This is a genomic window from Pseudomonas sp. DCA-1 (assembly GCF_046523955.1).
Taxonomy (GTDB): domain Bacteria; phylum Pseudomonadota; class Gammaproteobacteria; order Pseudomonadales; family Pseudomonadaceae; genus Aquipseudomonas; species Aquipseudomonas putida_Y.
The window spans coordinates 2,712,278-2,738,349 of record NZ_CP169881.1; the positions used below are offsets into that span (position 1 = coordinate 2,712,278).

Genomic DNA, 26,072 nt, shown 5'->3' on the forward strand with positions numbered 1-26,072 from the left:
GACCGATGCCTGCGCGCGCAAAGGTACCGAGGTGGTGCAACAGGCGGTGCAGGTAATCGAGCAGATTTCCCAGGAGCTTAACGACGCAGCGCGCAGCATCGATGCGGTGAACAAGCAGTCGGATGTGATCGGGCAGATTGTGCTGACCATCCGTGGCATTGCCGACCAGACCAACCTGTTGGCCCTTAACGCAGCCATCGAGGCTGCACGTGCCGGCGAGCACGGGCGCGGCTTTGCCGTGGTGGCCGATGAGGTGCGCAACCTGGCCGCGCGAACCAGCAAGGCCACCCTGGAAATTGTCGATGTGGTGCGGCAGAACCACGACCTGTCGCTATTGGCAGTGGCCAGCATGCAATCGAGCCTCAACCGCACCGGTCACGGCGTGGCGTTGGCCAATGAGGCGGGCACGGTGATCATGGAAATCCAGCAAGGCTCACGGCACGTCGTGGATGCCATCAGCCAGATCAGCTCGACGCTGCAATTGCACTGAGCGCCTCGCGCATCTCGTCAAGCAGTGCCTGCAGGCTGACTTGCAGTTGCGCGCGTTGTTCGGCGGTCGGCAGCCCTAGTGCGTGTGCGTGTTCGATAGCTTCACAGTCTTTGACCACGGTGCGCACCCTGATCATTTTGGCGCCACCCTTGATGCGGTGGGCCAAGGCACGCACTGCGTCATCAGGGGCGTCTGTTGCCAAGGCGCGCAGGGCGGCCAGGTCTTCACCGACACTGATCGACAATTGCTCCAGCAAATGCCGCGTCAACTGTTCGTCGTCCTGGGTCAGGTGGCGCAATTCGGCCAGGTCGAACCCACTATGGCAGGGGGCCGGCGACGGCTGCTGAGGGTGCACCAGGGGCAGATGGGTCTTGAGTGTGCGCAAGCCAATCGGCTTGAACAGGCATTCGTCCATGCCGCTGGCCAGGCAGCGAGTACGCTCCTCGGCCTGGGCGTTGGCGGTTACCCCAAGAATACGGCCTGCCGGCAGGCCGCGCTCGACCTCCAGGCTGCGAATGCGCCGGGTGAGTTCATGCCCGTCCATGACCGGCATGCTGCAATCGGTAATCACCAGGTCGAAACTCGCGTCCTGCCAGCGTGCGAGGGCGATTTCGCCATTTTCCGCCAGTGTCACGTGGTGCCCCAGGGTTTGCAGTTGCCGTTCCAGCAATAGCAGGTTGGCCGGGTAGTCGTCGACCACCAGGATATTGAGCGGGCCGCTGCTGCTTTCAGGCGCCGTGAGTTGCTCTTGCGCTTGTGCCGGTGCTGCGCAGACGGGCAACTGCAGGTTGACTTGCACCCGGGTGCCAACGCCCTCGACGCTCTGAAGGCTCAAGGAGCCGCCCATCAGTTCGGCCAGGGTACGGCTGATGACCAACCCCAAGCCAGCCCCTTGACGTGCCCTGGGCCCATCGACCTGAACGAAGGCATTGAACAGCCTGGCCTGGTCGGCGGGACGGATGCCGATGCCGGTGTCGCGCACATTCAGCTCGATTGCCAGATTGCCGTGGCCGGCAACTTTGGGTAGCAGCAGACATGCCTGGACTTCACCACGGTCGGTGAACTTGATGGCGTTGCTGATCAGGTTGGACAGAATTTGTTTGAGTCGCAGTGGGTCAGCCAGCACCCATACCGGTTCTGCCGGCAGCTCGCCCTGCAGATGCAACCCTTTGGCCCGGGCATTGCCTTCGAACACCCGCAGCGTGGCGCGCACCAGCTCGACCAGATTGGTAGGCACCGGCTGCAGGCTGATGTGCCCGGATTCGATGCGAGAAATATCGAGAATATCGCCAATCAGCTCAAGCAGGCCAATGGCCGAATCATGGGCGGTCTGCAAGGTCTGGGAGTCGCTGCGGCCGCTGCGGCTATCTTCCAGGGCCAGTTCCAGCAGACCGATCACGGCATTCATCGGGGTACGGATTTCATGGCTCATGGTGGCCAGGAAGGTGCTTTTGGTCTGGCTGGCCTGTTCAGCGTCGTCCTTGGCCTGGCGTAACTGCTCCAGCAGCCCGCGGCTCAGCGCAAGCTGTGCCTGCAGCGCGTGCTGTGCCTCGGTTCGCTGGTTGATCAGCTTGCGCAGGTAGCTGTTCCAGAACACCACCCCGGCCAGCAGCAGGGCCGACAGTACGAGCACCTGCAAGGCCAGGGTGCGGTAGTCGCGCCATGGGCTGTCGCTCACCAGTGTGCTGGTACGCCAGCGGTTGATCAGTTGGTCGAGTTCTTCAGGCGGAATGCTTAGCAGCGCCTTGTCGAGAATGGCCTGCAACTGGGGCTGGTCGGCGGCTACGGCAAAAGCGGCAATGGCCGGGGCATCGTCGAGCACGCCGGCGATGCGCAAACGTTCCTTGAACACATGGCTGATGTAATAGGTAGCATTGATATGGCTGCTCAGGGCCACGTCGGCAACACCGTTGGCCACGGCCTCCATCTGGGCGAGGGGGTTGTCAACTTCGACCAGCTCGGCCTGTGGGTATCGCTGTTGCAAAACGGCCTCCTGGGGGGAACCGCGCACCAAGGCGATGCGCTTGCCATCCAGGTTCTTGGCCTGTGCAGATGATTCGCCGTCGTCACGGGTGACGAGCACGCGCGGGCTGACCAGGTAGGGGCGGGTGTAGCGCAGTTGCTTCAAGCGGTCGGCGCCATAGCCCAGCGCGCCGATCATCTGTGCCTCGCCGTGGACCAGGCGGTCGATCATGACCTGCGATGAAGCACTCTCGACCGGTTTGAACTGCAGCCCCGTGCGCAATGAGATCTGCTTGAGCAGGTCCAGGGTGATACCGCTAGGGCGGTGCTGAGCATCATTGAACGTCAAAGGTGCCAGCGAGGTATTGACCAGTACGCTGATCGTGGGGTGGGCGGTGATCCAGGATTCTTCTTCTTCGCTCAAGGCAGTGAGGTGGCGCTGCAGCAGCAGGCTGGTGTTACCACTGCTCCAACGGCGCAGAATGTTCAAACGTTCACTTTCGCTTATACGTGACAGCGCCTTGTCCACCAGCCGATGCAAGCGCGGGTTGTCGCTGGCGATGGCGAAGGCAAAAGCTTCTGGGGCCAGTTGGGAGAAATGGTCGATTTTCAACGTGCCCTGAAAACTTTTGCCGATCATGTAGTCGGTGCTGATGGCATCGCCCAGATAGGCGTCTGCCTCGCCCAGCACGACGGCAGCGAGCCCGGCCAGGGTCGAGCGGTACAGGCTCAGTTGCGCCTTGGGGTACTGGGCGCGAACGCTGGCGGCCGGCAGGTAATGATCGACCATCGCCAGGCGCAGGCCGGCAAGGTTGGGCGTGCTTTTCAAGCTGCGCCCCTCGAGGGTGACGATCACTGGCAGGTCGTCGGCATAGGGGGTGCTCAGGCTAAGTTGGGCGTCCGCCGCTTCGAAAGCGTTGGAGCTACCCAGCAAGTCGATACGGCCATCACGCAGGGCAGTGATGGCCTCGTGACGGCTGTCAAAACGGCGTACTTCAATGGGTATGTCAAGCTGTTCGCCGATGATGCCGGCGTAGTCTGCACTCAACCCCTCATAGTCATGCTGACTCACGTTGATTTCGAACGGGGGGTAGTCGGGGCGCGCACTGCCCAGTACCAGGCGTTGGTGTTGTTTCAGCCAGTTGCGGTCCTCGCCGGATAACGCCAGCGGGGCAGCGGCACTGATTGAGCGTGCCAGCAGATGGCGTGGTTCGCTGCTGGCCTGCAGCACCATGGAGTTGGCCAGACCTAGAGCCAGAAGGACGCTCGCCAGCAGCTGTTTCATGGCAGCCGAGCGCTCAATAGACGTTGTTGCGCTTGGCCAGGTCGACCATTTCCACCAGCGACTCGGTCTTGAGCTTTTCCATGATACGGCCCCGATAGGTGCTGATTGTCTTCGCGCTGAGGTTCATGCAAGTGCCGATGTTCTTGTTGTTCTCGCCGCGCGCGAGGCGCCGCAGCACTTCCATTTCCCGGTTGGAGAGACTGGCCAGGCGCACTGGCTCGCTCTCCAGCGAGTTGCTGTTGACCGACATCTGCGGAAAGGTCGAATAACCCTTGGTCAGGGCCTTGAGGGCGAACAGCAGAGCCTCGTGGTCCTCTTCCTTGGTGACGAAGGCGCCTATCCCGGCATCCAGGCAGCGGCGTACATACAGGTCAGTGGCCTGGCCGGTCAGCACCATGATCTTCGGTACCGGCTCCAGGCTCTGCAATCGCTTGATGACTTCCATACCGTCCAGGCCAGGCAGGCCGATGTCGAGGATGACCACGTCCGGGCGCAGTTCGCGGGCTACCTGAGCCACTTCACTGCCATTGCCGACCTCGCCGACGACATGGAAGCGCTCGCGCTCGAGCAGTAGGCGCAAGGACAGCCGGACAATAGGGTGGTCGTCGACGATCAGCACGGTTGTCATGAGGAAAACTCCTGTAGGGATGTGGTCCGCTTCCTGGAACACTCAGGAATACGTCTGCAAGTGGGGTTATCGGAAGCGCTGCACGATACGACCATTCCCGAAGTTTGGTAATGCCGAGTATAGAAGTGTTGAAATCCTCAGTGCTTATTGTTGAAAAATCCTACAAGAAACAGGAAAGACATCACCCTGAAACAGCGGTGATGCCGATTCTTTGCAGTTGCTCAGGCGCAGGCTGCGTGCGGTTTGTGTATACGCAGTGTGGAGGCAGGGTTGTTGGCCAATGCCTGCCCGACCCGCGTCGGGCGGGCTACCAACTGCCCGGTACAATTCGGGCAGCGGCCTTGGAAGCGGGTTTCGGCACAGGCACGGCAGAACGTGCATTCGAAGGAGCAGATCAGAGCGTCGGGGCTGTCACCCGGCAGGTCGGCATCACAACACTCGCAGTTGGGGCGTAACTCCAGCATGGGCATGACTCCTGTTCGCAGGCGTAAACCCGGAGTCTGCTACGCCCGAGGCAAGGCTGGCAATGTTCAGTCGCCAGGGCGGTACAGGTGGGCATGCCCGGCACGGTACAAGGTCGATTCGGCGAACGGCGTATCCCCCAGTACATGACCTACCAGGATCAGCGCCGTGCGCCGGAAATCCTTGGCCGCTACGCGTTCGACAATGTCACCGAGGTTGCCGCGCACCCAATCCTGGTCTGGCCAGGTGGCCCGATGCACCACCGCAACCGGGCAGTGCGCGCCATAGTGCGGCACCAACTCATCGACAATGCGCGACAGGTGCTTGACCCCCAGATGAATTGCCAGGGTGCTGCCATGGCGCGCCAGGTCGCCCAATTGCTCACCAGGTGGCATGGGCGAACTGTCGCCATAACGGGTAAGGATCACCGTCTGCGCCACTTCAGGCAAGGTCAGCTCGCAGCCGAGCAGGGCGGCGCTCGCTGCCGTGGCGGTAACGCCGGGGATGACCTGGTAATCGATGCCTAGCGCCTGCAGGTGGCGGATCTGCTCACCGATGGCGCCGTACAGGCTGGGGTCGCCGCTATGCACCCGGGCCACATCCTGACCTTGTTCGTGCGCGCTGCGCATGGCAGCGATGATCTGTTCCAGATGCAGTTCGGCGCTGTTGATCACGGTTTCGGCCTGGTGGCCTTCGAGCACGGCGGCGGGCACCAGTGAACCGGCATAAATGATCACTGGGCACTGACGAATCAGCCGTTGGCCCTTGACCGTGATCAGCTCCGGGTCGCCGGGGCCGGCACCGATAAAGTAGATGGTCATGCTAAGTCCTGGCAAGAAAGAGGGTACGAAACGTTCAGCAGGCCAGGGCGAGCGTCGCCGGGCCCAGTACCTGGCGCGTCAGTAGCAGGCTGGCTGTACCCTGCCGCTGGCTGGCCAGGGCCAGTGCCGCGCTCTCGGCTACGCCCCAGCAGCCGCTGTGCCGGTAGGCAGCGGCGGACCGGTGGCTGAGCAGTGGTTCATAGGGTTGCAGTTGCGCGACATGGTACAGCACCAAAGGCAAACCTAGGTGCTCTGCCAGTTGCAACAACCCGGGCTCGTCGGCCTTCAGGCTGATGCTTGCGATGCCGCGCAGGTCAGCCAACGCCAGGCCCTGGTCGTCCAGAGCCTGGTGCAGCAAGCGATGCAAGGTGTCCGCCGGGCAACCCTGGCGGCAGCCAAAACCGGCGTAGAAGGCAGGCATCAAGCCTGGCTGGAACGGCGGAACAGCCAGGCGCTGAGCAGGCCCAAGGCCAGCCAGAAGGCGGCGTTGGTCAGCCAGGAGGCGACTTTGAACTGGGTTTCCAATGCTTCGGGGGCCAGGCTTTCGTGCACCTCCGGTTGCGGCGCACCGATGACATGAGGCATGACCAGCAGCACGGCGCCCAGCGCCTTCAGCAGCCAGTGGCGGGCAAACACCAGCAAGGCCAGGCCCAGGGCTGTGGCACTGGCTGTACCGACCCACCAGGTCTGGCGTTGCCCCAGGTCGGCGGCCGCAGTACCTGGCAGTTCTGGTGGCAAGCCCAGGGTTGGGGCCAGGCAGAACACGGCGAAGCCAGCCAACCCCCACAATGCGCCAGTGGCGGCGCGTTTGGGCTCGCGAAGGCTGTACAGGGCGGCGAGGATCAGGGCGAAGCCGACCGCGACCACCAGGTTGCCGCCTGTGGTGGACAGCACGCGCTGCCAGCCGTCTTCCGGCGACCAGGCTTCGGCGCTGTGTTCATGAGCGGCCACTTCGCTACCGTGTTCGTGGTGTGCGGCCGGGGCCGAGGACTCGTAGGTTTCCGCCTCCAGAATCAGCGGAGCAACCCAGAAGCTTTGCAGCAAGGTCAGCAACAGGGCTGCAAGGAGCCCGCTGAAGCCCGCAGTACGGGCAATGCGCGTGATCATCAGGCGTACTCAGTGGCAGGGGAAGGCGGCGCTGTGGCGGGTGTCGTGGGCGGCGTTGTGCACGGCCTCGATGTGCGAGAACCCGGCAAAGTAGACCAGGCACAGACCCAGCAAGCTGGCACCGACGGCGATGGTTACACGCCGGCTGAGGGTAACGGGGGTAGCAAGGCTGTGTTGTTTGGCGCTGGTGACGGGCATGACGCGATCCTCTGCTTTTTTGTGGGCAACGGGCGAGCGCGGCAGCCCCGGACGTGGTCGCCCAAGGGAATGCAACAGCGCCCGCCCACCGCGGGGTGTTCATGAACGTCAGGCCGGTCTCCGGGCTTGCGAGGAAGAGCTGGGCTCCTGGAACGCGTCACCTTCCCATGCCGTACTACAAGGCACAGTGGTACAGACGCTTCACTCGCTTACCGTTGCGGGGGCAGCACCGGCATTGTCCGGCCCTGCAGAAGGGCCTGGGACGCACCGGTTTCCCGTTTCACCCCGTGAGGGGCACCTGAACGCGAGGCATAAGGAGAGCATGGGGCGGGCTTGGCGTCAATGTCATACACAGCGCGAGGCTGTCGAACAGCAGGTACTACAGGCTCAGGCCCGCAGGCAGAAGTGCAGGAACCGGGCGTTCACCCGCGGGCGAATGCCGCCAGCTTGTCGCCATCCAGCCGGTAACGCACCCACTCATCCTGCGCCTCGGCCCCCAGTTTCTGGTAGAAGCCGATCGCTGGCTCGTTCCAGTCCAGCACGCTCCATTCCAGGCGCCCGCAGTTGTTCGCCACCGCTTCGCGGGCAATGTGCTGCAACAACTGCCGGCCAGCGCCATCGCCGCGTTGTTCGGGGGTTACGTACAGGTCTTCCAGATAGATGCCATTGCGCCCGAGCCAGGTCGAGTAGCTGTAGAAGTACACGGCAAAGCCGATTGCACGGCCATCACGCTCGCACATCAGGGCGTGCACAGTGCTGCCTTCGTCGAACAGGCTGTGCTCGATGTCGGCAAGGGTGGCGACTACCTCGTGGCGAGCGCGTTCGTATTCGGCCAGTTCGGTGATGAAGGTGAGGATCTGCTCGGCATCGGTATGCACGGCAGGGCGAATGGTGAGGCTCATGGTGACGGCTTCCTTGGTCCGGATTGGCGATACAGTGATGTGTATCTACGTAATTTAATCAAACTGTACCAGTCGCTGGGAAAGGCGACTCCGGTAGTGTGACAGCACCTATAAAGAAAGTGGAATGCCCGCCATGCTTGCCTCTGCCGACCTGCTGACCGCCTTCGTGCTGTTTGCCTTCGTGTCTTCCATCACGCCAGGCCCCAACAACACCATGTTGCTGGCCTCGGGGGTAAACTTCGGCGTGCGCCGCTCGGTCCCTCACGCCTTGGGTATCAGCTTTGGTTTCATGGTGATGGTACTGGCCGTCGGCCTGGGGCTGGGCGAGGTGTTCAAGGCCTGGCCGCCACTGTACACAGTGCTGCGCTACACTGGCGCCGCCTATCTGCTGTACCTGGCCTGGAAGATCGCCACTTCCGGGCCGGTCGGCACGGCCTCGTCCAGTGCCCGCAAACCGCTGGGCTTCTGGGGAGCAGCGGCGTTCCAGTGGGTCAACCCGAAGGCCTGGGTGATGGCGGTGGGGGCGATTACCACCTACACACCCGCGCAAGGCTATGTAACCAACGTGATCGTCATTGCGGCCTTGTTCGCTTTGGTCAACCTGCCGAGCGTGGGGGTATGGGTGATGTTCGGCAGCGCCCTGCGCAACCTGTTGCAGCATTCGCGCTGGCTGATGCTGTTCAATGTCGTGATGGCCCTGTTGCTGGTGATTTCACTGTACCCGCTGCTGTTTGTAGAATCAGCGTTTTCCTGACCCCGAGAGTACAGTAAGCCCATGCAGTTGATTCCCTGGTCCCACGAATGCGCCGAAGGTTTCACCCTGCGTGGCTGGCGAACCCCGGCCAGTGGCAAACCGCTGCTGCATTTCCTGCATGGCAACGGCTTCTGTTGCCTGACCTATCAACCGCTGCTGATGCGCCTGGGCGAGCATTTCGACCTGTGGCTTTGCGACGTTCAAGGCCATGGCGACAGTGACCATGGCGGGGTGTTTCGCGGCTGGAACCGCTCCGCTGCCTTGGCGGTGGAGGCCTTTCAGGGCGGGCGTGGCGAATATGGCGACGTACAGCGGTTTGCCGTAGGTCACAGCTTCGGTGGCGTGCTCACAGGGCTGATCCTGGGCAGTGAGCCGCAACTGTTCGCACGTGCCGTGCTGCTCGACCCGGTACTGTTCAGCCGACGCATGATCGGCGTGATGGGGGCGGCAGCCCTGGTCGGCCTGCATCAGCGCCACGGCCTGGCCCGCAAGGCTGCCAGCCGCCGCAGCCACTGGCCCGATCGCGAGTCGGCGTTGGCTTCGCTGGAAGGGCGCGGCATCTTCAAAGGCTGGACACATGCGGCACTGCAGGCCTATGTCGAGCATGCCATCGGGGATTGTGGCGAGGCTGTGGTGCTCAAGTGCCGGCCCAGCCGTGAAGTGGAAATCTTCAGCTCGTTCCCTAAACGCTTGTGGGCCAGTCTGGCTGCAATCAGGACGCCGACACGGGTGTTGTATGGCGAAGACACCTATCCCTTTGTGCCACATTCGGTGAATCGCCTGGCGCTGCTAAACCGCAATGTGACCGCACGGCAAGTTCCCGGTGGGCACTGTTTCATGCAGGAAGACCCGGCCATGGCGGCCGAGCAGGTGCTCGGTTTCTTGCAGGTTTGACTGTTCTGCAGGTGGGACGAAGCATGCCATTTTAGTCAGCTACCGCTTGATTGGCATCATTGATAAGGTTATCTCAACCAAGAGAGGAGCCTTCTCATGAAAAAGATTCTGGGTATTCACCGCAGCCCTCACGCCCATTGGGTGGGTGATGGTTTTCCGGTGCGCAGCCTGTTCACCTACGACAACCTGGCCAGCCGGATAAGCCCGTTCCTGCTGCTGGACTACGCCGGTCCGCATGATTTCGCCCCGACCCAGGCCCGACGCGGTGTAGGCCAGCATCCGCATCGCGGCTTCGAGACGGTGACCATCGTCTACCAGGGTGAACTGGAGCACCGTGACTCTACCGGTGCTGGCGGCTTGATCGGCCCTGGTGACGTGCAGTGGATGACGGCTGCCAACGGCATCATCCATGAAGAGTTTCATTCTCCTGGCTTTGCCCGCAGTGGTGGCACATTGGAAATGGTTCAGTTATGGGTGAACCTGCCGGCGCGGGACAAGCGCGCAGCGGCCGGCTACCAGACGCTGCTGGCCGGCGAAATTCCGGTGGTAGCGATGGACGGTGATGCCGGGAGCTTGCGGGTGATTGCTGGTGACTACCATGGGCACCAGGGGCCGGCGCGGACCTTCACGGCGATGGATGTGTGGGATTTGCGGCTCAACGCCGGCGCGACCCTGCAGTTGCCGGTTGCTGCCGGTCGCAATGCGGCGCTGGTGGTGTTGCGTGGTAACGTTCGAATCAATAGCGAGCGCGAAGCAGGCCCGTCCAGCCTGGTGCTGCTCGACCGGGAGGGTGTAGACGTAGCCGTCGAGGCGCTGGACGGCGCCAGTGTGCTGCTGCTCAGCGGTGAGCCAATCGATGAGCCGATTGTCGGCTACGGCCCGTTCGTGATGAACAGTCAGGCGGAGATTGCCGAGTCGTTCGATGATTTCCATGCCGGGCGGTTTGGGCAGATGCAGGATGAGAGGGGAGGTGCCGCGCACTGATCCTGTTGATTGGGTGGCCTGCCCCGGGCCTTTCGCTGGCAGGCAATCTCCCCAGCGACCCGGCTGGATCCTGGCCAATGCGTTGTCGTCCGAGACCACTCGTCGTCAAGTCTGCTATTGCATTCGAACATACGGCGCACGCGGAGAATCTTCCACTAAGGTGCTAAAGGATTCCTCGCAAGCTCATTGCCCGGGCGCATGGAAAGCTGGCCGAGCATGTGCAATATCAATTGGCGCCCCGCCCGACAAAGGCGTACTCCCAAACAACAGGCCATCCCGCAGAGAGGGTCGTACCATGTCGTTGATAGGCGTTTCGATACTAGAAATGCGGCAAATGATCGAGCAGGCCTGCTTGCCAGATCGCTGTGAAGTCAGCTGCCCGGACGGCGCCAACCTGACCATCCGCCTGGGCCAGGGCCAGGATCTCGATCAAGGCGTGACCCTCAGTGGGGTCGCCCTGCAAGATCTCAACAGTTGCCGTGATCTGGTCAACCTGGTGGAGCAGCTGCATGCGCTGCGTGACAGCCACCCGGCGTCACTCAAGGCCATTGCCTGAGCGCACCTGTCGTGCCCGGGTCAGCTCAGGCTGGCCCGGGCACTTGCATTCTGGCTGCTGAATAGAGCGCGCAGGTATCAGCCCTGGCAGCCATCAGCGCCGCACCGGCTGCCGCTGTTCGGCTTATTGCAGTTCCAGCAGCAGGTTCAGGCCACCGTCTCCGCACTTACCCTTGTCACGGACCACGCCATGCTAACTCCGTCCATCCCAGACGAAGGCCACACTGTGAGCGCGGTCGATCTTGTCGGGCAATGGGGGGCAAATGTGCAAGCGCAGCCCTGGGAGGCCTTGCAGGTTGAGGGTGGCCAGCTGGCATTGGCATTCCACACTTTGCGCCACGGGGCCGAACAGGGTGTCGCGTACGTAATCGAGCTGCAGCGAGGCATTGGGGGCGCGGCCAGGCATCTTCATCGGTACATGGCTCCGGTGCAACGGCTCGAAGAACCAGGCAGGTATGGCATGGCAGGCTCCAGACAAAAGTAGGCGGCTTATCATTCGAAGCTTGCCTGGCCAAGATGTTCAATGTGTTTCATGTGGGTTTATCTTGTTTTGCGCTGGGCGGCAGAGGACTGACCCTGTTCAGGCACCCGCCTTGCGCAAGGTCAGGTTGATCCGCCGTTCACCCAGGCGCGGATGGACACCGGGCTTGATCGGTAGCACGCCGTGGAAGCGCAAGCGGTCTTCGCCGCCCCAGACCAGCACATCGCCGTGGCTCAGTGCAATGCGCTGAGCCTTGTCGGCACGCTGCAGGCCGCCAAACAGGAACACGGCTGGCAAACCCAGCGACACCGACACGATCGGCTGGCCGAAATCCTGCTCGTCGCGGTCCTGGTGCAGGCTCAGGCGTGTGCCTGGCAGGTAATGGTTGACCAGGCAGGCATCCGGCACGAAACCGTCAAACCCGGCCATGGCTGCCGCGCGGGAGGCCAACGCGAGCAGAACCGGGGGCAGGGCGGGCCAGGGCTGGCCACTGAGTGGGTCGTTGGGGCTGTATCGGTAGCCGTGTTGATCACTCACCCAACCCAACGTACCGCAGTTGGTCAGCCCTACTGCCATGCGCAGGCCTCCTGGGGTGTACATGTGCCGGAACGGCGCGGCACGCAACACCGGACGCAGGGCATCGAGCAGCGCCTCGGTTTCGGCCAGGGCAAAGCCAGGCAGCAGCACGGTATGGCTGGCCAGGGGTTGCGGCTGGGGGCCGAACAGGTCGAGGTCGGACTGGATCATGCGGCTGCACATCTTCGATCGGTTTGCCATTGTACCTCGACAGATACAACCCAAGGGCTTGCACATGCTGACCGGATCGAAACATTGCAGAGGGCGGGACAACAGAAAAAGGAACCGCGGCACCAGGGAGAGGAGCACCGCGGTTCAAGGGGGAGCGGTTTACTGCTGGGTCACAGTGGCCAGGTTCGCGTTGCCCAGCTGGGTGATGGTGGCGGATTGGGCGACACCGCTCTGGTCGACGAACGCCATGTTGCCTTGGCCTCCCTGGGTCACGTAGGCGACGTTGATGTTGTCAGTCTGTTTGATGGTGGCTTCGTTGCCGCTTCCGTAAAGTTGGTTGGTGTAGCTCTGGTTGCTATAGCCGGACTGGTCGAGGGTGATGGTATTGCCGGTGCCCTGGCTGCTGCCGTAGGCATAGTTGTCGGTACCACGCTGGTCGGCGATCAGAATGTTGTCAGTGCCGTTCTGTTCGAAGTACAGCTCGTTGCTGACGTCATCCTGCTTGGTCGACATCTGGTTGCCTTTACCCGTCTGAGTCAGCGTGGCCAGCTGGTCAGCGCCCTTCTGGGTCAGATTGACGCCGTTGCCATTGCCGGTCTGGTTGATGGTGGCGTTCTGGTTGGTACCGAACTGGCCACCCATCTTGGCGCCTTTCCAGTTACTGGCGGTGATGCTGTTGCCATTGCCTTGGGTGTTGATGGTGAGGTTGAGGTTTTCACCATTCTGATAGGTGAAATGCAGGTTGTTGTTGCCGGTCTGGGTGATGGTGGTGTTTGAATTGTTGGTCTCGAACTGGTCCGACCAACTGGCGTTGGCGTTGCCTTGCTGCGACAGGCTGACCTTGTTGCTGACGCCGAAGCTCTGGTCGATATAGCCTTCGTTCAGCTGGCCGGTCTGGACCACGGAGGCCTGGCTACCCACCTGAGTGTCCTGCCACACTTCCACCGAGTTGCCGCCTCCGTACTGTCCAATGGCAATGGTGCCACCGGTGCCTTCACGCTGGTCGCCATAGGCCCAGTTGTCGTGGCCATCCTGGTAGATCTGGATATCGCCACCGACATGGTTCAGGTGCTCGGTGGTGGCGAAGTTGTCATGGCCAGTCTGGTTGACGGTGCTGCGATTGTTGCTGCCACCGAAGGTCTGCTCGATGAACGCCTCATTGCGCTGGCCGGATTGCCAGCTGGTGGCTTTGCTGCCTTCCTGGCTGTCCTGCCACACGGTGGATCTATTGCCGACGCCTTGCTGGGTTTGCAGCGACTCGTTGTTCAACCCTATCGACTGGCTGGCGAAGGCATCGTTGTAGCTGCCTGCGGCCTGCTGGGTGATCTGGCTGCCGTTCTCGAACAGTTGCTCAGCGTAGCCGGCGTTGTACTGGCCGGTGGCGCTCTGTTGAATATCGCTGGTGCTTTCGGCCTGCACGGCGAGGTGATTGTGGCCCTTGCCAGTCTGGGTCTGGGTGGCGGAGGCGAAGGATGCCTGGCTCTGAGAGACTTCGGCGATGTTTTCCTTGCCGTCCTGGGTCTGGGACGAGGTGCTGTCAGCAGCCATGGCCTGACCTGCGAGGGCCAGGACGATAGCGGCACTTAACGGAGCGAGCTTGTACATGTGGTGCCTCCAGGTCTATCGGTATTGGGTGATCTGAACATGCTGGCCATTGCCAGCCTGGGTCACGGAGCTGTTGAGCCCCGAGCCGGACTGCACGATGCTGGCGCTGTTGTCGTTGCCGATCTGCTCGATGGCGGCGCTGTTGCTGCTGCCGCTCTGGCGAATCGACGCGCTGTTGCCATTTCCCTGTTGGCTGATGATGGCCATCAGGTCACTGCCTTCCTGCAAGATGTACGCTTCCTGGGCACCGCCAGACTGGACGATACGGCCCAGCAGGGCCTGACCGTTCTGGTCGAGGGCGGCGCGGTTGCCTGACCCTTGTTGCTCGATCACCGCAGCCTGGCCGGCACCGGCCGGCAGCAGGCGGATGATCACTGGTTCACCGAGGTCGTTGCCGGGTGCGAGGTCGGCATTGTCCATCAGGTCCTCTGCCCAGCAGGCCTGGCCCACCAGGGCCAGGCAGAGCAACAGGGAGTACAGCCGTTTCATCGAAGCCTCCGGCTTTTACTGCACGATTACGTTGACGGTGCGTGTGGTGCCTTGGCTGGTGGTGATCGTCGCCGTCGGTGCCGCAGTCGGGATGATCGTGGTGCTATTGCTGACCACCAGGCGCCAGCGGCCGGTCAGCGCTACCGTGGCCGTACCCAAGGTCTGGACACCGGTAGTAGTGGTTACCTGCACGGTCACGGTATTGCCGGTAGTCACCGAGGAGGTGCCACTGATGTCCCAGTTGTAACGGTTGTTGGAGCGCGCCGTGACTGTGGCTGTCGTGACGGCGAAGGTTTCAGCGGCAGGCCGAGGCGACACGTTGACGGTGACCGTACCTGGGGTGGACAGCCCCCCCAGCGAGTCACGTGCCTGGTAGGTGAAGGTGGTGGTGAAGGCTGTGGTTACAGTGGCCGGTGGGGTATAGGTTACGGTCGTGCCGTCGGTGCTGACCGTGCCGCGGCCGGCGGCCGGCTGGGTGATGTTGGTCACGCTCAGCGGCACGTTGCCTTCTGGATCGGTGTCGTTGGCCAGCACGTTGATGGTCAATGGCACGCCCAGGGTGGCGACGGTCTCCGGGTTGGCAGTCGGTGCCTGGTTAGGCGCTACGTTGATGGTGACGGTGGCCGGTTCCGACTTCAGGCCCTTGGCATCCATCGCCCGGTAGCTGAAGGTGGCTACCAGCGGTTGTGTGGCCCCGCTCGGCGGCGTGTAGGTCACCGAGGTGGTGCCGTTCATCACGACGCCGCCAAGGCCGGTCCCGGGTTGGGTCAGGTCGCTGATGGTCAGCGGCACGTCGCCATCCGGGTCGCTGTCGTTCAGCAGCAGGTTGAGTGTGATCGGTACACCGACACTGGTGTTGCCGATGTCGGCCTGGGCCAGCGGTGGCTGGTTGGCGGCCTCGACCGGGGCGTTGCCAACCACGATCACCGGCTCCACATCACTACCGCCGCGGGCAGACTTGACCGTAACGGTGGCGGGCGGTTGCGCCAGGTCGTTGACCGTGATGCTTTGCAGCGTGCCCGATTTCGACATGCGGCCGTAGCCTTGGGCGAGCAGGTCGGGGACCGCTACTTCGTCGCTGGAGCTGGCCTCGATCAACAGGCGTTTGTTGGCCCAGTCATAGCGTGCGGTGCTGACTTTGACCACGTCGCTCAGCTTGCTCGAGAGCGCAGTCGGCTGGGTGCCGCCGACTGCGTTGCTGGCGGTGACAACCACCACCTCTGGCGGCGCCGACTGGTTGAACTGCTGGCTGAAGAACAAACCGTTGTTGTCCGAAGTCAGGGTGAACTGACAAGGCGAAGGCGGCGTGCCGATCAGTGCCAGGCCATTGCGCATACACAGGCTGGCCTCATTCGGGGCCTTGGCGAACACTTCCACGCGGGTGCCGCTGCCGTTGCGCGAGTACGTGGCGCGCTCCAGGGTGACCGGGGTTTGTGCCCGCTGGTCCAGCACCTTGCCAGACACTGTGAACGTGTTGGTCTGAATGGTGCCAGCGGGCCCTTCGATGCGCACGAAGTTGGTATTGAAGGGGCTACCGGTTACCGCTTCGGTGATATTGGGGTCGCCGATGTAGGTTTCGGTGGTACCAGTGTCAGGGTTGACCTCTGTATACGGCCCGCCAACCCCCTTCAGCCAAGGGCCGATCGCACCCTCCAGCGCCCCCTGGAAGTTGCCCGGAGCGCCAATGCCTATGTCCCGCGTGATGTTGATCGCGCGACGTCCTGCCGTGGTGACGTTGACCGTCTCCACCCCGTAAGGGTGCGTGATGGTGTAGGTGCCGGTGCGTGGGACCGAAGCGCGGATACGGATGCGCGCGAAACTCTGCTGATCACCGTCTACCGGGTTTTCAGCAGCGAAGGCTGCCTCAATACCGGCAACGTAGACCTCCAGCTCATAACCGCTGTTACCTGCTTGTGGTATCGAGGTTTCGGCCAGGAACCAGAACATCTCCGGTGGCCAGTTATCTGGAAATACCAGCGGCAGGGCATCGTCATAGACACCGGGCTCGGGCAACAAGGTGCACATGTAGGCCGGCGCCCCTGGCGCGCCTGGCGCACGGGTGCTGGTGGCACGTGACTGGCACAGCTCCAGGGATTGGTCGAGGCTGTCCTTGTACCACATCGGATAGCCACCTGTGGCGAAGGTGTAGGGCCCCGGGTCGACATCAGACAGCGCGGCGAATGCGGCGCTGGTAACGGTAAGAGAGAAACCGGCGGCCAACAGCGCACGGCGCGACCAAGTGTTCATGCTGCCTCCTTGAAGGCTGAGCCTTTGTCTGTTCATGGCACCAGCACCACGTCTTCGGTGTCGCTACCACCGTTGGCGCTGGTGACCTGCACCTTGGCTGGCGGAATGGGCGAGAGGGTCATGCTCAACGTCTTCACGGCGCCGGTACCGCCCAGGTTGCCGATCAACGTGCCGTTGCCGGTATGTGCGGTAAGTACTGGAGGTGTGGTTTCGTCACTGGTGCTGGCCACCAGGGTCAGCTCGCCAGTGGACAAGCGGTACTGGGCCTGCGTGATGGTGACCAGGTCGGTCAGTGGCAGGTCAGTAGTGGCCAGGCTGCTGGTTGGGACGGCCACGCTGTTGTCAGCGGACAGTGTGACGATGGTTCCGGCCGCCGGGTTGAGGGCTGACTGGCCGTACCAGGCGCCAGTGCCATCGGCTTCGGTAAGGTTCAGGTTGGGTGTTTGACTGGTCAGGGTGACAGTTGCCGGAGGTGGCGGGGCCATTACGAAGATGTCTTGCTGGGCGATCAGGTCGCCGTTCTCGGTATGGCGTGAGTAAGTGCTGCGTTGTGGCATCAGCGGGGTTGGCAGGGCCACTTCGGAAAGCTTGCCGGAGACAGCGAACAGCTCGGTGCGCAGGTCGATGCCACCAGGGCCTTCGATGCGTACGTAGTTGGTGTTGAATGGGCTGCCGGTGACCTGCTCTTCCAGGTTCGGGTCGCCGATGAAGCGCTCGTTGCCTTCGGTGTAGGGGCCGTTGACACTGCGCAGGAACGGCCCGACATCGCCCTTGAGTGCGCCGGTGAAGTCGCCTGCGCCGGCGATGCCGATGTCGCGGGTCATGTTGATCGCACGGCGTCCTGCAGCGGGTACATCGAACACTTCAACCCCGTAGGGGTGGGTGACCACGTAGGTGCCCGCGGTGGGTACGTCGACCCGGATACGGACCCGCGCGAAGCTGACCTGGTCACCCTCGACAGGCTCCTCGGCGGCGAATGCCGCTTCGATCGCGGTGCCGTAGCTGAGGTCGATGCCACGGGCGGCGTCGACGATTGCAGCGTCGGCAGTGAACCAGAACGCTTCGTCAGGGAAGTTGGTGGGGAAGACGATGGGTTGGGTATCGTCGAACACACCAGGCGTGGGCAGCAGCGTGCACATGTATGAAGGTGCGCCGGGCGCGCCGGCGACCCGGGAGCTGACCGCCTTGGTCAGGCACAGGTCGAGGGTACGACCGTGGCTGTCCTGGTACCAGGCGGGGAAGCCACCGTTGGCAGGAACGTAAGCGCCTGGGTCGACAGCGTTCAAGGCGGCCTGCGCCGGGAGCTGGAGCATGCCGGCGAAAATCGCCACTGCCAGCGGGTGGGGTATCGGTCGGTGCATGAGTCAATTCCTCCTGCAAACGGGCCCATGGACTTGGGGCGTCTGGGAGGAGATCGGCAAGAGCTGTGCCAATATCTGAAAGTTGCGCTGCAGGCCTTGGGGGGCAAGGGGGCGAGCCTATCCGCGGGGGATTTTGCAAGCCGCTGGCGGTGGGCAGCGTTCCCCCAAGGTTGGGGATTGGGGGCCGGTAATTTCAACCCGGTTTTCGATGCAGAGCCGAGTTCTGAATGCAGTCAGGATCAGGCAGTAGGCGCGGCCGGTTATTCTTGCGATCTGGAGCCTTGTGGTTTGCGTGACTTTTTCTCCGGCCGCTTGCCGGGCTTGAGCTGCCAGCGGTCGGCGTTGGCGAGCAGGCGTGCCTGGATTGCGGGTGGGTAGTCGCTCAGGGTTGTCACGGGTGGGACTGGCTTGCCGGGCAGGCCGGCCTCGCGGATGACCTTCGGCCAGCGCGGTCGCCAGCACAGCAGCAGGCTGAGCCAGTGGCCGGTGCCGATGATGACGAAGGCGGGCCAGACAAACAGCAGCGCAATTTTGAACAGCCAGCTGCTTTTGCGGAAGAAACGCCCAAGGCCTTCGAACTGGGCGCTGAATGCCTGGATGGGTGAGGGTAGCTGGGTGCTCAGGCGGGGGCGAGGGACGGCGTGTGGGCCTTCTTCCATGTAACGGCGGATGAATTCCCACTCATCACGCAGTTCGCTGCCGCCTTGGCCTTGTTTGCCCAGCAGGGCCATCTCCATGTGAGGCAGGCCGGTGCGGCTGGGGTGCCAGACCAGGCCTAGTCGCATGCCCATGCTGAGTGAGTCATCTTCTGGATATAAGCCAGTGCTCCCGGTTGTTTTCCAAGGGAAGGTGACGATTCCACCGCAATAGTGCGGTCTATGCAGATGAACTTGCTGGGTGTTCCGGTTGAAGCGGACAAGTAGGTGGCGACTGGTTAGTATTTCCAGTCTTGTCAACTGAAATCCATATTTTGCATATAAATAGTAGGTCATGCCACCGATGGATAGCATGTATATGCTAAACAGGATCGAGGTGGGGGAAAGAAATTCAGGCTGAGTAAGAGTGCTGTAAACTGAGCCAAGCGTTATATATAGCCATGCATAAGTCATCGGGCCCAAGCCGCCCAAGGTCATTAATGTAATAATTCCACGCCTTTCTTCCGAGCCGCCGCACCTCATTTCCATATAGGTATCATTGAAGGTGAATATGGGGCCGCGTGTGCGTGGGGTGCTGCTGACTGAGTTGAAGTGGATATCCTCGTTTAGTTCGCTTTCATATAAATCATCAGCTGTCGGCTTGTCCGCTGGCTTGGTATTCGCATTTTCTTGAGTCGATAGTTTCCAAAACCCCCATTCTATTAGATACATTTATAGCACCTCACTGAAGGCCGAGTGGAGATTTGCCAGTTCTTCTTCTTCGGTGAATGTGCTTGATTTTTTGTCAATGCGATAAGTGCTACGTTTGCACCATTTCTCCAAGGCATCATCTTCGAAAATAATAATGGTTACCGTTAGTGCTAGTCCTAGCCAGAAAGCGCCGAGGACCAGTCGTGCTAACATAAGGCGAGCAGTTGCTGTACCTAATGTACTGGAGAGCACGCTCAGTGACTGACTTAGCGCCCTTAAAAGTCGGTGTCTACCGTTTTGTGCCAAATGCTCGAAAAGCGGGCGGGCTATTGCGATGGCAGTACCTAACTCGGCTAAAGACAAGGCTGACGTCGCCATTGCGCGGGTGAAATATGCGCCGCTCAATAAACGAGACTTTGTCAGTGCGCTATCTTGAGAGTAATTTTGCACGCCATCCATAAAATCCCACCATGCCAGTATGAAACCACCTGTCCCAGCTAAACTGGCGCCCCAAATTTTCAAGCGGCCTAAAGCGGCCGCTGCTCCTCGTCCGGTCACACTGTTCGCGCCGTACCGCGCGACCACCTGATCCACATAACTGGCTCCAACTTCGAAGCCCGCCGCAGCGGTAGTCATCGCGGCCGCCAGGAGTTCGGTCTTCACCCGCGCATCACTGTCAGGCAGTTCGCGCGCTTTGAAGGCCATCAGCATCCCCTCCAGCAGGCACACCAGCCCGGAAACACGCACTTTGTAGAAGTCACTGTTACGGGCCTGCATCAACCCTTCAGCCCAGGCCTGGTCGAGGTACCTTGATACCTGGCCTGCGCTGCGTTGTGGGTTGAAGGGCTGCCCGCTACGTGCAGCTTCACTCAGGCGAATATCGACAGCCGTTTCATGCACAGAAGCGAACAAGGTCAGCCGCAAACCCTGGTGCAGTGCGCGGTCCATGCTGTTGGGTGTCGCGGTGCGCAGCACTTGCCGCCCCAGCGCGACGTACCAGGCATACAGGCCGATGCTGGCCGTGCTGCTCTGTGCCTGCATCTGTTCGTACAGGGTGTTGATGCGCCCAAAGGCATTGGCAGCGGCATGGGCTTGCCTGGCAAGCGCTTCCGGCAGGGCGAAGGATGACGCTGACGACGGTTCGGCCTTGGCGGCTTCCAGCAGCGCCGCCAGTTCTTCCCGCAGGTCCTCCTGATTGTAGGTGATGCCGCGTATTGCCAGGTTGCCCCGGCCTGCCACGTCGCTGCGCCACCAGTGGTCCAGCACCTTCGTACCCCCTTCACTCAACTCCATGCCGATCACGCACTGGCCGGTCTGTTCGGCAAAGGCCAGGCCGTTGATGAGGTCGGCGTTGTCGTAGCGGTCCAGTGCCTGCAACAAGCGTTCGCTGACCACCCAGCGGGCATGGTCCTTGGCGCGGTCTTCGGCGGCTTGCTGGGCGTGTTGCATGGCCTGCTCGAAACCGTCGAGCTGATCGTGCATGGCCTGGCGGTCGACCAGGTGGCCGTATTTCTGGTCGAACCGCTTGCGGAACTCGCCGGCATCCTGACGGGCCTGGACTTTGCTGCGGACCTCGCGCTCGAACTGCGCCAAGTGGGGCTTCATGCGTTCATCATGGGCATCGGCCTGTTGCCTGGCCCGTTCGGAGAACAAGTAGATCTCGGGATGCAGGTGGGGCTGGTTGCGGACTTTTTCGGCCATGACTTCGCGCTTGACGATCTGCTCGGCCACCATCTGCGGGTAGAGTTTTTCGATTTCCAGGAACGACTGCGCGACCAGCAGCTTGCGTTCGTTGTCGACCCCGGGTTCCACGGTGCGCTCCAGCCACTGGGTCTTCACATCCTCGACAGCGGCGTTGCGCCAGGCGTTGAGCTCCTGGGTGATCCCGATGGCGTCTTCGATGACGATGGCGGCGCCACGGGGTTTGCTGTGGTTCACCAGCGGTGCCAGCGCTTGGCGTGATGCGTGCGGCGAGACGATCTGGTCGTTGTTGAACGGCTGCAGGTCCAGCAGTGCCTGCAGGTCTGCATCGTCCTGGGCCTTGAAGTCGGCTACCCAGTTCAGTTGGTCATGCTTGAGGACGTGGGGCTGTGGCGGGGCGTCGGAAGGCTGGATGAAGCGGGCGATATCGATCGAGGGCAGGCTGCTGCGGTATTCCTCGTCGAGCAGGAGGTAGTTGTCGAGCATGCGCGGGGTCAGCGGGGAAGGGCTGAACAACGGGCGCAGCTCCTGGATGTCATCCAGGTCGTAGAGGGTGATGGTCCAGCCGAAACCGCGAATGATCTCATCCAGATTGCCGGCGCTGGGGGCAGTCTCCCAGGGGGCGTCGCTGCTGATGTACAGCAGCGAACCATTGGGCGCCACGCGGTATTGGCTGTGCCATTCGTAGGCCGGCGCGCTATGGCGCTTGATCAGCAGGTAGAGAAAGCCCTCGCGCAAAGGGCGGATGGCGTAGCTGGAATGGGTCAGCTCGCCGACCTCATGGAACGGGCTGAGATAGCCCGGCAATTTGGGTAGGCGGGCACGTTGTGCCGGGTTGCCGCCGACGGCGGCGTAGCGCAGGGGCAGCAGTTCGAAGCGGCGGGTGCAGTCGGCGACGGGGCTGTTGCGCAGGGCCGGGCGGTAGCCGGAGGTGATGCGCCTACACAGTTCGAGGGTTTCGTTGAGTGAGTCCATGGTTGTGTTGTGCCTCAGTCCTTGGTGCGCAGGCAGCGCTGCACGTTGTCCATCAGGGATGTCTGCTGCTCGCGCGTGGCGGCAATCGCCTCCTGCCAGGCTGGTGAGCTACTGAGCTGTTCGCCACCGCGAGCCAGCATCAGCACATAGCTGATAAGGTCTTCTTCACGTCCCAGGCCTTGCGCGCGCGCCTGATCCAGATAGTGCTGAATCAACCCAACCCGTGTGCCGTGGCAGGCAGCGTGCAAGGTCGGGCAGGACTGCTCGTTCTTGAGCAACTCGGCAAGTTGATAGCTCAGCGGGTCACCCGCCAGTTCGGCCCAACACGCTTCGTTCAACGTGATTGGCGGACAGTGCATTGAGTGAGGCTGATCACCCCCGGATATCTGCATCCACAACCGCTTGCTCGGGTGTGCCACGGGTGCCCACCAGTGATGGATGGGGGCCAACCATTCGCTTACCCCAGGCAGCTCACGGTGCCTATCCAGCACTAGCAGAGCCGCGGCGGTGTGGAAGCGCAACAGGTACGAGTGGCCGTCCGTGCCCGTGACGATGTTGGCGTGGCTCAAGTGTCCGGCGAGCCGGGCAGCGGGAAGCGCGCTGACTATCCAGCCGCACACGGCGCCAGCAGCACCTTGTTCAAGTTGCCATTGGAAGTCGTACTGGGCCGAGACATCGGAACCGAGGCGCGAACCGAACAACCAAGGGCCTGCTGTCCGCAGGTTGCTGAACTGGGCTTGCTGCAGCAGTGGCCAGCAGCGGCCCGTGTAGTGCCCGGTCAGTTGTTCCTGCACCTCGGGTGTCAAGTTGGCCATTTCCACGATGGCGCTGAGGCGATAGTGATCGGATGCCCGCAGCACATCGACCATTGCTCTGACAAATGGGCTGGGCATCAGCTTGCTCCTTCCATGCGAATGATGGTGTGGCCGTCGGCGATCGCTTTGAGCAGGCAGCTGAGGCAAATGGGCTCGCCCGGCGCTGGTACGCCAGACGTTGAAGTGACGCGATTGCTACCCGTAGCCTGCTGGCTGACAGGCCCTTTGAAGGCCAGCGCCAGGCCGTCCAGCGTGATACCGGCGCCGTCGACCCTCAGAAGCCCCGCGGGGCTGCGGATCGTCAGGCTTTCGCTGACCTGGATGTCATAAACCTTGGTGGTGTGCCGGATGGCTTCGCCCGTTTGCAACGTGCTGTGACCGGCAACCACCTGTTCGCGGTGGCCGCCGATTTCTACCGTGTGGTTTGCCTTGGTGATGTCCTGCCTGTGGTTCCCTACCTGTTCGATTCGGTCCTTGCCTGTGGTGATCCTGTGGTTGCGGCCGATGCTCAGGCTGTCGTCGTTGCCGATTTCGTGTACCCGGTTCTGGCCGATGCCAACAGACTCGTCACGGGCAATGTCTTCGCGACGGTCCTGACCGATCGAAATCGTCTCGTCTCGTTCGACGCGTTCGGTACGATCGTTACCCACGCGTGTGGTTTCGTCGTGCTTGACGATGTTGTTCTGGTCCCGCTCGGCATGAATGAACACCTCCTGCCGATCCAGTTCATCCTCGAAGCGCAGCTCGTTGAAGCCTTCGCCTTTATGGGTCTGGCTCTTGATGGTCATGCGCGTCTTGTGCTCGGGCAGGTCATAGGGCGGCAACTGGTTACCGCAATAGGTGCGCCCGGTGATCATCGGCTGGTCCGGGTCGGCGTTGACGTACTGGATGATCACATCCTGGCCGATGCGTGGGATGGCCATCGAACCCCAACTGCCTCCCGCCCAACCTTGCGACACGCGCACCCAGCAGGAGCTGAATTCGTTGTTTTCGCTTTCCCGGTCCCAAGGAAAGCTCACTTTCACACGGCCCCATCGGTCGCAATAGATTTCCTCGCCCTTGGGCCCGACCACCGTCGCCATGTGCGGGCCGTCGATGCGTGGCTTGGGCAGGGGTGCCGGGCGCCATTCGGTCCTGCCGGGAACCAGCAATGCTTCCTGTTTGTAACGGGTGCCTTGCTGCGAGCCGGCGGCCTCTTCCTGCAGGCTGGTGAACTGGGTGCCTTCGTGATGCACGCTGACCGTGCGCCAGTGCACGTTGAGGTCTTCACGCGGGTGCTCGATGAGGGTGAAGCTCAGCCCCGGTTGCAGGCGCACATCGTCGCCTTCCACTTCGGCAATGCGTGCATCATGGCGCAGGGCTGTGAGGCGGGTGGCAGTGAACGGAACCCCGACCGCATCACGCTTGTATCGGCCGGGGTAGTCGAAGCGCTCATAGTTCAGCGATTGATGGGTGTTGCTATTGTCGTACGCTTGGTGTTCCTGACGGTATTGCGGATGAGTGAAGGTGTAGTCCCGTTGCACCTGCCGCGCTGTTCGAACCTGTTCGCTGTAACGCAAGCGCCGCAGGCAAGGCCTGGCCTGATCGCCGCCTCCAACGGATCGGTACAGCACCTGATCGGGGCCCACGTCGTCATTGTGAAACCCTTCATCCTCATCATCGGTCTTGATGGCCCCCCGGCTGATCCGGCCCAGCGCCAGCAGCCGGTCAGTGATGATTAGCAAGTGCTGTTTCGGCGTGTGTTCGAAGCGGTAGACAATGCCTTCCTCGGCGGCCAGGCGGGCCATGAAGTCGAGGTCTGTTTCACCGGCCTGCACGCAAAATTCGCGCACCTGATGCGGGTCGAGACACTTGAGCTCGTAGGCATTCACGCCCTGGCGCTTGAGCATGATCTCGAGAATCTGCGGCACGGTTTTCTGCTGGAAGATGCGCCAGTTCGAGCGCAGCCCGGCGCGGGCCAGCACGGGCTCGACCAGTGCCCGGTAACGGGTGCGATGGAAGCCTGTTTCTCCCTGGCTGAAGGTGCTGACCAGGCCGTGCACGTAGCGCAACGGGCGCTCATCCTGCCAGAGGGTGAACAGCACCGGTTTGTCGAGGAGCTGGCCGAAGTCGACATCGTCTTCGAAGCTGATCAGCTCCAGCTGCAGCCGGAACGGTGAGCTGATGGCTTCGTCCAGTTCGAAGGACACCACCTCAAACTCGCTTCGGCCAACCAGCGGCTGGAAAGTGAAGCGCAAATCGGATTGGCTGGGCATGTGGCGTCCCCCGTTACTGCTGCAGAATGGCGTTGAGCGATTCGACGACTTCGGCGGTTAGCAGGTCGAGGCGGTAGCTGTAGTAGCTGTAGGCGCAGACCATGGCGATGACCGAGATGACCAGTGGGGTCCACCAGGGCCACTGCCAGCGGCGCATACGGTGGGGGCAATGGACGACGTTGCTATAGGGGTCGCTCACTGTATCCGGCGTGGGGCCACGCAGTTGGCGAATGACCTTGTGCATCCGGCTGATCAGCGCGCTGAGGATTTCATCGCCCTTGGGGTCAAGGGCGTATTTGCCTTGCAGGCCCAGGCAAAAGCAGAAGTACAGGAACTCCAGCACATCCTGGAATTCCTTTGGCGATTGCATGATGCGCTCGAGCAGCACGAAGATCTTTTCGCCGCCCTGGGTTTCGTCGTGGAAGATGCTCAGCAGCGGTTCGTGGCTCCAGCATGAGTTCTGGCCCCAGGGGCGGGTCATCACGGCCTCGTCCAGGTGCAGGCACAAGGCGTAGGAATAGACTTCCTGATGGACCGCGCAATAGCCGTGCTGTCGCATTTCCTCGCGGATAGTACCGATCTGCGTTTGCACGGTCTTGTGCACGAACTGGATGTTGGGCAGGTCATCCAGCGTGCGCAGGCGAATGACCAGGCCGAACAGCTGGCTTGCCGCGTCGAGCATGAGGTTGTCGTAGCCGCCGCGTAGCTGAAAGTCTGGATCGGCCGGGTAGCCGGGTAGATCGGTTGCGTATTCAGGACCCGCGCCGTCAGGAGGCGGTGGGGTTTCGTTTATGTCTTCGAGCAGGATTGGCTTTTGGGGGGTGGGCACTGGTTTGCCAGTGCGGTCGGACTCTTTGGGCATCCTTGAACCTCGTCTCTTGGCAGCTCAAACACTCGCGATGGCCCCCGCGTCCATGCGGTCGGGCATTAGCAGTTGCGAAAGCCTGAAGAGTAACTAGGAATCAATTTTTGTGGGAGATTGAAAATTCCTAAAGCATTGTAGGAAGT

22 protein-coding genes, 2 pseudogenes and 1 riboswitch are annotated in these 26,072 nt (G+C 61.8%); of the genes and pseudogenes, 5 read left to right on the forward strand and 19 right to left on the reverse strand.

Going from position 1 to position 26,072, the window contains the following annotated elements:
• Positions 1–70: 70 nt before the first annotated feature.
• Positions 71–490 (forward strand): annotated as a pseudogene (locus ACE4QZ_RS12685) (methyl-accepting chemotaxis protein); the annotation flags it as partial.
• On the opposite strand, the gene ACE4QZ_RS12690 reads toward ACE4QZ_RS12685, so the two are convergent.
• From ACE4QZ_RS12690 to ACE4QZ_RS12725, 8 genes are all read right to left on the reverse strand, one after another.
• Positions 465–3,737 carry a transporter substrate-binding domain-containing protein gene (locus tag ACE4QZ_RS12690; RefSeq protein WP_021783829.1) on the reverse strand — a complete coding sequence of 1,091 codons (3,273 nt, stop codon included), beginning with the start codon at positions 3,735–3,737 and terminating at the stop codon, positions 465–467. The pseudogene ACE4QZ_RS12685 and the gene ACE4QZ_RS12690 sit on opposite strands and share 26 nt — an antisense overlap.
• Positions 3,738–3,750: 13 nt before the next feature.
• Entirely contained in the window at positions 3,751–4,365 is a 615-nt protein-coding gene (locus ACE4QZ_RS12695) for a response regulator transcription factor (protein WP_021783828.1), read from the reverse strand.
• Between the two features lie 221 nt (positions 4,366–4,586).
• Positions 4,587–4,829, reverse strand: a complete 243-nt coding sequence (locus ACE4QZ_RS12700) for a DUF1272 domain-containing protein (RefSeq protein ID WP_021783827.1) — start codon at positions 4,827–4,829, stop codon at positions 4,587–4,589.
• A 66-nt stretch (positions 4,830–4,895) separates the two neighbouring features.
• Positions 4,896–5,648, reverse strand: coding sequence for a precorrin-4 C(11)-methyltransferase (gene cobM / locus ACE4QZ_RS12705; protein WP_021783826.1), 753 nt, complete (start codon positions 5,646–5,648; stop codon positions 4,896–4,898).
• 34 nt (positions 5,649–5,682) lie between these two features.
• Complete coding sequence (locus tag ACE4QZ_RS12710) at positions 5,683–6,069, reverse strand: cobalamin biosynthesis protein (RefSeq protein WP_021783825.1); 387 nt, start codon at positions 6,067–6,069, stop codon at positions 5,683–5,685.
• Positions 6,069–6,755 carry a CbtA family protein gene (locus tag ACE4QZ_RS12715; protein WP_021783824.1) on the reverse strand — a complete coding sequence of 229 codons (687 nt, stop codon included), beginning with the start codon at positions 6,753–6,755 and terminating at the stop codon, positions 6,069–6,071. Before ACE4QZ_RS12715 ends, ACE4QZ_RS12710 begins: the two co-directional genes overlap by 1 nt.
• 9 nt (positions 6,756–6,764) lie before the next feature.
• Positions 6,765–6,953: a CbtB domain-containing protein gene (locus ACE4QZ_RS12720; RefSeq protein WP_021783823.1), complete on the reverse strand. Its 189-nt coding sequence runs from the start codon at positions 6,951–6,953 to the stop codon at positions 6,765–6,767.
• Between the two features lie 93 nt (positions 6,954–7,046).
• A riboswitch (cobalamin riboswitch) is annotated at positions 7,047–7,270 on the reverse strand.
• Positions 7,271–7,375: 105 nt separating this feature from the next.
• Positions 7,376–7,855, reverse strand: coding sequence for a GNAT family N-acetyltransferase (locus ACE4QZ_RS12725; RefSeq protein WP_021783822.1), 480 nt, complete (start codon positions 7,853–7,855; stop codon positions 7,376–7,378).
• A 124-nt stretch (positions 7,856–7,979) separates the two neighbouring features.
• Between ACE4QZ_RS12725 and ACE4QZ_RS12730 the strand changes: the two genes are divergently transcribed.
• The 4 genes from ACE4QZ_RS12730 (at position 7,980) to ACE4QZ_RS12745 (ending at position 11,043) form a co-directional block, all read left to right on the forward strand.
• Positions 7,980–8,609: a LysE family translocator gene (locus tag ACE4QZ_RS12730; protein ID WP_021783821.1), complete on the forward strand. Its 630-nt coding sequence runs from the start codon at positions 7,980–7,982 to the stop codon at positions 8,607–8,609.
• A gap of 21 nt (positions 8,610–8,630) precedes the next feature.
• Complete coding sequence (locus ACE4QZ_RS12735; RefSeq protein WP_021783820.1) at positions 8,631–9,503, forward strand: alpha/beta fold hydrolase; 873 nt, start codon at positions 8,631–8,633, stop codon at positions 9,501–9,503.
• 96 nt (positions 9,504–9,599) lie between these two features.
• A complete protein-coding gene (locus tag ACE4QZ_RS12740; RefSeq protein ID WP_021783819.1) occupies positions 9,600–10,487 on the forward strand; it encodes a pirin family protein in 888 nt (295 codons plus the stop codon).
• Between the two features lie 295 nt (positions 10,488–10,782).
• A complete protein-coding gene (locus tag ACE4QZ_RS12745; protein ID WP_021783818.1) occupies positions 10,783–11,043 on the forward strand; it encodes a DUF1652 domain-containing protein in 261 nt (86 codons plus the stop codon).
• Positions 11,044–11,166: 123 nt separating this feature from the next.
• Here the strand turns inward: ACE4QZ_RS12745 and ACE4QZ_RS12750 are convergent.
• From ACE4QZ_RS12750 to icmH, 11 genes and pseudogenes are all read right to left on the reverse strand, one after another.
• Positions 11,167–11,454: pseudogene (locus ACE4QZ_RS12750) on the reverse strand (hypothetical protein).
• Positions 11,455–11,622: 168 nt separating this feature from the next.
• Positions 11,623–12,270, reverse strand: a complete 648-nt coding sequence (gene alkB / locus ACE4QZ_RS12755; RefSeq protein ID WP_028698267.1) for a DNA oxidative demethylase AlkB — start codon at positions 12,268–12,270, stop codon at positions 11,623–11,625.
• A gap of 159 nt (positions 12,271–12,429) precedes the next feature.
• Complete coding sequence (locus ACE4QZ_RS12760) at positions 12,430–13,875, reverse strand: curlin (RefSeq protein WP_021783815.1); 1,446 nt, start codon at positions 13,873–13,875, stop codon at positions 12,430–12,432.
• 15 nt (positions 13,876–13,890) lie between these two features.
• Positions 13,891–14,364 (reverse strand): curlin, encoded by a 474-nt coding sequence (locus tag ACE4QZ_RS12765; RefSeq protein WP_021783814.1) that lies wholly within the window; start codon positions 14,362–14,364, stop codon positions 13,891–13,893.
• Between the two features lie 15 nt (positions 14,365–14,379).
• Positions 14,380–16,611 carry an Ig-like domain-containing protein gene (locus tag ACE4QZ_RS12770; RefSeq protein ID WP_021783813.1) on the reverse strand — a complete coding sequence of 744 codons (2,232 nt, stop codon included), beginning with the start codon at positions 16,609–16,611 and terminating at the stop codon, positions 14,380–14,382.
• 32 nt (positions 16,612–16,643) lie between these two features.
• On the reverse strand, positions 16,644–17,972 hold the full coding sequence (locus ACE4QZ_RS12775; RefSeq protein WP_021783812.1) for a hypothetical protein: 1,329 nt from the start codon (positions 17,970–17,972) through the stop codon (positions 16,644–16,646).
• Positions 17,973–18,232: 260 nt separating this feature from the next.
• On the reverse strand, positions 18,233–19,339 hold the full coding sequence (locus tag ACE4QZ_RS12780; protein ID WP_028698266.1) for a DUF6708 domain-containing protein: 1,107 nt from the start codon (positions 19,337–19,339) through the stop codon (positions 18,233–18,235).
• On the reverse strand, positions 19,340–21,994 hold the full coding sequence (locus tag ACE4QZ_RS12785) for a T6SS effector BTH_I2691 family protein (protein WP_028698265.1): 2,655 nt from the start codon (positions 21,992–21,994) through the stop codon (positions 19,340–19,342).
• Positions 21,995–22,008: 14 nt separating this feature from the next.
• Positions 22,009–22,887, reverse strand: a complete 879-nt coding sequence (locus ACE4QZ_RS12790) for a DUF4123 domain-containing protein (RefSeq protein WP_028698264.1) — start codon at positions 22,885–22,887, stop codon at positions 22,009–22,011.
• The gene (locus tag ACE4QZ_RS12795) at positions 22,887–25,064 is read right to left on the reverse strand and encodes a type VI secretion system Vgr family protein (RefSeq protein WP_028698263.1); all 2,178 of its coding nucleotides are present in this window, start codon (positions 25,062–25,064) and stop codon (positions 22,887–22,889) included. Before ACE4QZ_RS12795 ends, ACE4QZ_RS12790 begins: the two co-directional genes overlap by 1 nt.
• A gap of 13 nt (positions 25,065–25,077) precedes the next feature.
• Positions 25,078–25,926, reverse strand: coding sequence for a type IVB secretion system protein IcmH/DotU (gene icmH / locus ACE4QZ_RS12800; protein ID WP_021783809.1), 849 nt, complete (start codon positions 25,924–25,926; stop codon positions 25,078–25,080).
• Between the last annotated feature and the right edge of the window lie 146 nt (positions 25,927–26,072).

Excerpts from the sequence above, each read along its gene's own strand:
- ACE4QZ_RS12790 (WP_028698264.1), bottom strand. The coding sequence starts at position 22,887 with ATGCCCAGCCCATTTGTCAGAGCAATGGTCGATGTGCTGCGGGCATCC.
- ACE4QZ_RS12730 (WP_021783821.1), top strand. The coding sequence starts at position 7,980 with ATGCCCGCCATGCTTGCCTCTGCCGACCTGCTGACCGCCTTCGTGCTG.
- ACE4QZ_RS12760 (WP_021783815.1), bottom strand. The coding sequence starts at position 13,875 with ATGTACAAGCTCGCTCCGTTAAGTGCCGCTATCGTCCTGGCCCTCGCA.
- ACE4QZ_RS12780 (WP_028698266.1), bottom strand. The coding sequence starts at position 19,339 with ATGTATCTAATAGAATGGGGGTTTTGGAAACTATCGACTCAAGAAAAT.
- ACE4QZ_RS12745 (WP_021783818.1), top strand. The coding sequence starts at position 10,783 with ATGTCGTTGATAGGCGTTTCGATACTAGAAATGCGGCAAATGATCGAG.
- cobM (WP_021783826.1), bottom strand. The coding sequence starts at position 5,648 with ATGACCATCTACTTTATCGGTGCCGGCCCCGGCGACCCGGAGCTGATC.
- ACE4QZ_RS12765 (WP_021783814.1), bottom strand. The coding sequence starts at position 14,364 with ATGAAACGGCTGTACTCCCTGTTGCTCTGCCTGGCCCTGGTGGGCCAG.
- ACE4QZ_RS12740 (WP_021783819.1), top strand. The coding sequence starts at position 9,600 with ATGAAAAAGATTCTGGGTATTCACCGCAGCCCTCACGCCCATTGGGTG.
- ACE4QZ_RS12695 (WP_021783828.1), bottom strand. The coding sequence starts at position 4,365 with ATGACAACCGTGCTGATCGTCGACGACCACCCTATTGTCCGGCTGTCC.
- ACE4QZ_RS12715 (WP_021783824.1), bottom strand. The coding sequence starts at position 6,755 with ATGATCACGCGCATTGCCCGTACTGCGGGCTTCAGCGGGCTCCTTGCA.
- ACE4QZ_RS12710 (WP_021783825.1), bottom strand. The coding sequence starts at position 6,069 with ATGCCTGCCTTCTACGCCGGTTTTGGCTGCCGCCAGGGTTGCCCGGCG.
- ACE4QZ_RS12785 (WP_028698265.1), bottom strand. The coding sequence starts at position 21,994 with ATGGACTCACTCAACGAAACCCTCGAACTGTGTAGGCGCATCACCTCC.
- ACE4QZ_RS12700 (WP_021783827.1), bottom strand. The coding sequence starts at position 4,829 with ATGCTGGAGTTACGCCCCAACTGCGAGTGTTGTGATGCCGACCTGCCG.
- ACE4QZ_RS12725 (WP_021783822.1), bottom strand. The coding sequence starts at position 7,855 with ATGAGCCTCACCATTCGCCCTGCCGTGCATACCGATGCCGAGCAGATC.
- ACE4QZ_RS12735 (WP_021783820.1), top strand. The coding sequence starts at position 8,631 with ATGCAGTTGATTCCCTGGTCCCACGAATGCGCCGAAGGTTTCACCCTG.
- alkB (WP_028698267.1), bottom strand. The coding sequence starts at position 12,270 with ATGATCCAGTCCGACCTCGACCTGTTCGGCCCCCAGCCGCAACCCCTG.
- ACE4QZ_RS12770 (WP_021783813.1), bottom strand. The coding sequence starts at position 16,611 with ATGAACACTTGGTCGCGCCGTGCGCTGTTGGCCGCCGGTTTCTCTCTT.
- ACE4QZ_RS12775 (WP_021783812.1), bottom strand. The coding sequence starts at position 17,972 with ATGCACCGACCGATACCCCACCCGCTGGCAGTGGCGATTTTCGCCGGC.
- ACE4QZ_RS12690 (WP_021783829.1), bottom strand. The coding sequence starts at position 3,737 with ATGAAACAGCTGCTGGCGAGCGTCCTTCTGGCTCTAGGTCTGGCCAAC.
- icmH (WP_021783809.1), bottom strand. The coding sequence starts at position 25,926 with ATGCCCAAAGAGTCCGACCGCACTGGCAAACCAGTGCCCACCCCCCAA.
- ACE4QZ_RS12720 (WP_021783823.1), bottom strand. The coding sequence starts at position 6,953 with ATGCCCGTCACCAGCGCCAAACAACACAGCCTTGCTACCCCCGTTACC.
- ACE4QZ_RS12795 (WP_028698263.1), bottom strand. The coding sequence starts at position 25,064 with ATGCCCAGCCAATCCGATTTGCGCTTCACTTTCCAGCCGCTGGTTGGC.